This is a genomic window from Orenia sp., assembly GCF_055140805.1.
In genome coordinates this window covers 1-5,308 of the sequence record NZ_JBSQYM010000183.1, presented here as the reverse complement: position 1 = coordinate 5,308, position 5,308 = coordinate 1, and the positions used below count along the sequence as shown (strand labels likewise).

Annotated in this window: 4 protein-coding genes; 2 read left to right on the top strand and 2 right to left on the bottom strand. The window is 34.2% G+C overall.

The window, feature by feature from the left end:
• Positions 1-226: 226 nt before the first annotated feature.
• Together ACTCDL_RS13930 and ACTCDL_RS13925 are read right to left on the bottom strand one after the other, a co-directional pair.
• A complete protein-coding gene (locus ACTCDL_RS13930; RefSeq protein ID WP_463178078.1) occupies positions 227-1,261 on the bottom strand; it encodes a sensor histidine kinase in 1,035 nt (344 codons plus the stop codon).
• A 5-nt stretch (positions 1,262-1,266) separates the two neighbouring features.
• Entirely contained in the window at positions 1,267-1,896 is a 630-nt protein-coding gene (locus ACTCDL_RS13925; protein WP_463178076.1) for a response regulator, read from the bottom strand.
• 403 nt (positions 1,897-2,299) lie between these two features.
• Here ACTCDL_RS13925 and phrB point away from each other — a divergent pair, with 403 nt between their 5' ends.
• The gene (gene phrB, locus ACTCDL_RS13920; protein ID WP_463178074.1) at positions 2,300-3,688 is read left to right on the top strand and encodes a deoxyribodipyrimidine photo-lyase; all 1,389 of its coding nucleotides are present in this window, start codon (positions 2,300-2,302) and stop codon (positions 3,686-3,688) included.
• A 132-nt stretch (positions 3,689-3,820) separates the two neighbouring features.
• Complete coding sequence (locus ACTCDL_RS13915; RefSeq protein WP_463178071.1) at positions 3,821-4,789, top strand: YbgA family protein; 969 nt, start codon at positions 3,821-3,823, stop codon at positions 4,787-4,789.
• Positions 4,790-5,308: the final 519 nt, after the last annotated feature.

The following is a 5,308-nucleotide window of genomic DNA, read 5'->3' as shown; positions in this document are numbered from 1 at the left end:
TAGCTACGGGTTTTAACCCGTAGTGTAACATGTCATCATCACCACAGGTTGAAACCTGTGGCTAGTAAATTTACCATTATAAAAAGTGTCGCACTATCTCTCTATTGTATTACTCTTCTACTAGCATAAAACCTTGATATAAGTAATTCTTATTCCGAAGTTATCCATTGATTTAAAGCTGATGAGTAAAAAGAAGTCGAGAGAAGAATTCTTCTCCCGACTTCCTTTAAATTATGGCTTTAATCTTAGTTCCTTCTCCTAGGGTTGATTCAATAGCTAAGCTACCATTGATATATTTAATTCGTTCTTTCATCCCTTCTAACCCAAAGCTCTTATCCTTATCTACTTCTTGGAGGTTAAATCCTTTACCATTGTCTTGAATATATAATTGAATCTTGTCCTCACTTATCTCTAAAGAAATTTCTATTTTCTCTGCTTGAGCGTGCTTAACAATATTATTTAATGACTCTTGTAATACTCTATATAAGGTCAACTGTACTTTATTATTGATAAAGTCTGTATCTCCAATAACTGAAAAAGAGATAGTTAAGTTGTATCTTCTTTTAAATAAAGAGATCAGATTCTCTATCGCTTCTAAGAATTCTCTTTCAGTCAAATCTAAAGGCTTTAATCCATAAATCATCAATCTCATCTCTGTTTGTACCTCTTGTACCATCTCTTGTAATTGTTTAATCATCTCCTGTGATTTTTCTATGTCATGGTCTAATAGGTAGTTTAGAGTGTTAAGGTTAAGGTTTATTCCAAATAGATTCTGTGAGACGGAATCATGGAGTTCACGAGCAATACGATTTCTTTCTTCGATTATAGCTAATTCTTTATTCTCCTGTTCTAATTTGATTCTTTTCTCTTTCTCTTCAAGGTTAGCATGAAAAAGAGATATCATTACTGAAACTATACCATTAGCCAAAGCTGTATATAATAAAGCTTTTCTAGGAAGCCCACCTAGGTAAGCAAAGGGGAAGCCTATGATGTAGAAGACAGTAGAAGATACCAAATAGGTAACTATTGTTTGAATGAGAGGATTATAGTTTTTATTTAAAAACAAGAAATAATTTACCAGATTATTAGTTAAACTGATAAAAAAACCAACGATACCCCCAAAAACTAAATAACCTATTAACAGGTAAAAATGAACTATTAAGCCATTGGTAGCTATCATAAAAATTAAGGAAATACAAATTCCAATCAGACTAAATTTTTTAGCTGTTTTGAGAATTTCCATAAAATATTCTTTAGGCATTATGATTACCTCCTAACTAAATCTTCTTCAATTGCTTTGATTGCTGCCTGAGTTCTATCTTTGACATCAAGTTTTCTTAATATATTACTCACATGAGTTTTAACAGTCTTGTCAGAGATGAATAAGGCTTTACCGATTGCTTTATTTGATTTTCCTTTGCTTAAGTGTAATAGCACATCCTTCTCTCTAGAGGTCAGTGGTTCTATTAGTACTTTCTTTTTAGTGACTCTTTTCATCAATTTTTTTGCGATTCGGGGATGGAGTACAGGTTCTCCCTCTTTAGCAGCAAAGATTGCTTCTATCAGCTTGTGAGGTGGTGAATCCTTCATCAGATAGCTCAAGGCTCCAGCATCGATTGAAGCTATAACCTCATCATCTTCACAGAAGCTAGAGAGTACTATTATCTGTATGCTGGGATTGACCCTTAGAATTTCTTGAGTTAGCTTAACCCCTGTCATATCAGGAAGGTGTAAATCAACAATGGTTATCTCAGGGTTCTTCTCTTTGATATCTGTTAAAGCATCCTCTCCAGTGCTTGCTTGTCCAACTATATCTATCTCTTCATTGGTACTTAAAAAAGCCTTTAATCCTTGTAGTACAAGAGGATGATCATCGACTAAATAGACTTTAATCATTATACATTCTCCTTTGTAGTTGTTTTAATATCTATCTTCTGAATAATTCTAAAAAATCCTTGTAGTATATAAAATAGTATATCTGATTATAATTTTCTTTTGAAGATGATAAGGTTGTAATTTAACTAGTACGAATGGAGTATATTGTGTTAATTTGGTTGTTAGGTGGATATGTAGTTGGATGGTTAGCTTTGACCTAACAACCTACCCTCAAACTACCTAACACTCAAAAGAAAAAGTATTACATTGTCTCTCTACTGTATTATTTTCTAATATACAAGATATAACTTTAATTTTCAATAAAGGTATTAGTCTAATTTTATCGTATTTTATTAATAGTAATTATTATTGATATAGCTTAATATATATTCATTAATCTAAGTAAGACAGGAGGGAGTTAAAGTTGATTCAGCAGAGTAGAATTAAAACTTTAAATAATAATGAACTTCAGAATGGGAATTATATTCTATATTGGATGCAGGCTTCACAACGGACAGAGTATAATCATGCTCTAGAGTTTGCTATTGATAAAGCCAATGAACTTAAACAACCATTGTTAGTCTTTTTTGGTCTGACTGATAATTTTCCTGAAGCTAATCTTCGCCATTATTATTTTATGCTAGAAGGATTAAAGGAGGTAGCCCAGAGTTTAGCCAAACGGGATATTAAGTTTATTCTTAGAAAGAAGAGCCCAGAGTTAGGGATACAGAAATTAACTCAAGATGCCTCAATGGTAATTGTAGATAAAGGTTATCTGAGAGTAGAGAGAAGCTGGCGGCAGATAGTAGCAGAGAATATTAATTGCCCTCTGATAGAGGTTGAGAGTAATATAGTTGTACCTGTTGAAGAAGCTTCAAATAAGGAGGAGTATGCAGCTTATACCATTAGAAAGAAGATTCATCGTCAGTTAGAGAAGTACTTAGTTCCTTTAGAAACAAGGAGCGTAGATATCTCTTCGTTAGATTTTGACTTGGAGACTTTGGATATCAACGAGATAGATAGGATTATTGAGAATTTAGATATTGATGATAGTGTGGGCAGAGTAGAAGGTTTTCAGGGAGGAACCTCCCAAGCAATCAAGCATTTTGAAGATTTTATGGAGAATAAGCTGGACAAGTATGGGCAGCTACGGAATGACCCTACTTTAGACTACACCTCTAATTTGAGCCCTTATCTCCATTTTGGACAGATATCTCCACTTTATCTGGCTCTAGAGGTGGATGAAATAATTAGTCCAGGCAAAGAGGATTTTTTAGAGGAATTGATTGTGAGAAGAGAATTAAGTATCAACTTTGTCTATTATAATCAAAAGTATGATGCTTCCTTGAAAGATACCTTATCCGGTTGGGCTTATCAGACTTTAGATGAGCATAAGGATGATCTGCGAGAAGACATCTATACTAGAGAAGAATTTGAACAAGGATTGACCCATGATATTTATTGGAATGCTGCTCAGCTGGAGATGGTCTTGACAGGGAAGATGCAAGGTTATATGAGGATGTATTGGGGTAAGAAGATTTTAGAATGGACTCAAAGTCCAGAAGAGGCCTATCAGATAGCTCTTTATCTCAACAATAAGTATAGTCTTGATGGCAGAGAACCTAATGCTTTTGCAGGGGTAGCTTGGTGCTTTGGAAAGCATGATCGGGCTTGGACTGAGCGCGAGATCTTTGGCAAGGTCAGGTATATGAATGCCAATGGCTTAAAGCGGAAGTTTAAGATTGATAAATATGTAGATAAGATTGATCAATTATGCCAAGCTAAAGGGGTAGCTACGGGTTTTAACCCGTAGTGTAACATGTCATCATCACCACAGGTTGAAACCTGTGGCTAGTAAATTTACCATTATAAAAAGTGTCGCACTATCTATTTATTGTATTAGTACAACAGCTTATGATAACTTTATTTTAAGGAGGTATAAATAATGGAGTTTGTAAAGCCTGTTATAGTTGTCAGCAAATGTTTAGAGTTTGCTAAGTGCCGTTATAATGGTGTGATGATCAGTGATGAATTTGTCAAGAAGCTCAAGGACTATGTAGAGTTTATTCCAATCTGCCCTGAAGTGGAGATAGGACTAGGTGTTCCTAGAGATACGATTAGGCTGATTAAAGGGAACGATAAGATTAGATTGATCCAACCAGCTACTAAAAGAGATGTAACCGATGAGATGAAAGAATTTAGTGAAGAATTTTTGGGCTCATTAGATCAGGTAGATGGATTTCTGCTAAAAGACCGATCTCCCTCTTGTGGAACTAAAGATTCTAAGGTCTATTCTGGTATAGATAAAAGCTCGATGGTAATAGAGAAGTCAAAGGGGGTATTTGCCCAAAAAGTTGGAGAAGTATTCTCTTATGCTGTCATGGAAAATGAGGGTAGATTAAAGAACTTTAGAATTAGAGAGGACTTTCTGACAAAGTTATTCTTATTGGCTCGTTTCCGTAAGGTCAAGGAGTCCAAATCTATGAGTAAGCTAGTTCAGTTTCAAGCAGAGAATAAGTTATTGTTTTTTGCTTATAAGGAAGCAGAGATGAGAAGGATGGGTAAGATCGTAGCCAATCAGCAGCATCTCTCTTGGGCTGAATTGATCAAGGAGTATGAAGAGCATCTACATAACCTATTAAAAGGGATGGCTACCTACAAAGCTAATATCAATGCTTTAATGCATGCCTTTGGTTATTTCTCTAAGGAACTATCTAGTCAAGAGAAGAAGTTCTTTTTAGATACTCTAGATAAATATCGTGAGAACAAAGTTCCTTTAAGTGTACCTAATAATATTTTAGAGGCTTGGATTATCAAATATGATAAAAGTTATTTAAAGGAACAGAGCTTCTTTCATCCTTATCCTGAAGAGTTGATAGAGATTAAAGATTCAGGGAAGGGAAGAGATTATTAGTAGAAAGTCAAAGATTAGATTTTCAGATTAAGTGAGCGATTAGAGTACTAGAAGTACTCTAATCGCTTTATATATTTACTTTCGAATTAAATTATTTAATGCCGATGTCTATTATTTAATAAATGAAAGAGTGGAAGGTGTAACTTTTATTAGTGAACCTCTCAAAGAAGGTCTGGAAGTTGCAGGTTATTAGAGCTGGATGGAAGATCTGTTTAGAGATTGATCTAGTAGATAATCGGTGGGTGAAACCTAACTACTAACCCCTACCCACCTACCTCCTAAATATTACTTTTTCTCTCTATAACGTCATGTTTAAATTTTATTCTAGATTCACGAACCTATATAGATATCCAAGTCTAAAGTGTAATAAAAGACCAAAGATCAAAAGCTAAGGATTAGCAGCGAATTAACACGAATTAAAGATTAAAATATTAATTAATCTTTTAGTTTTATTTGCGTAAATTCGGTAGATTCGTTGCTGAAAGTTATCTTTTAAGGTTTTTAGTTAAGAACTTAAAG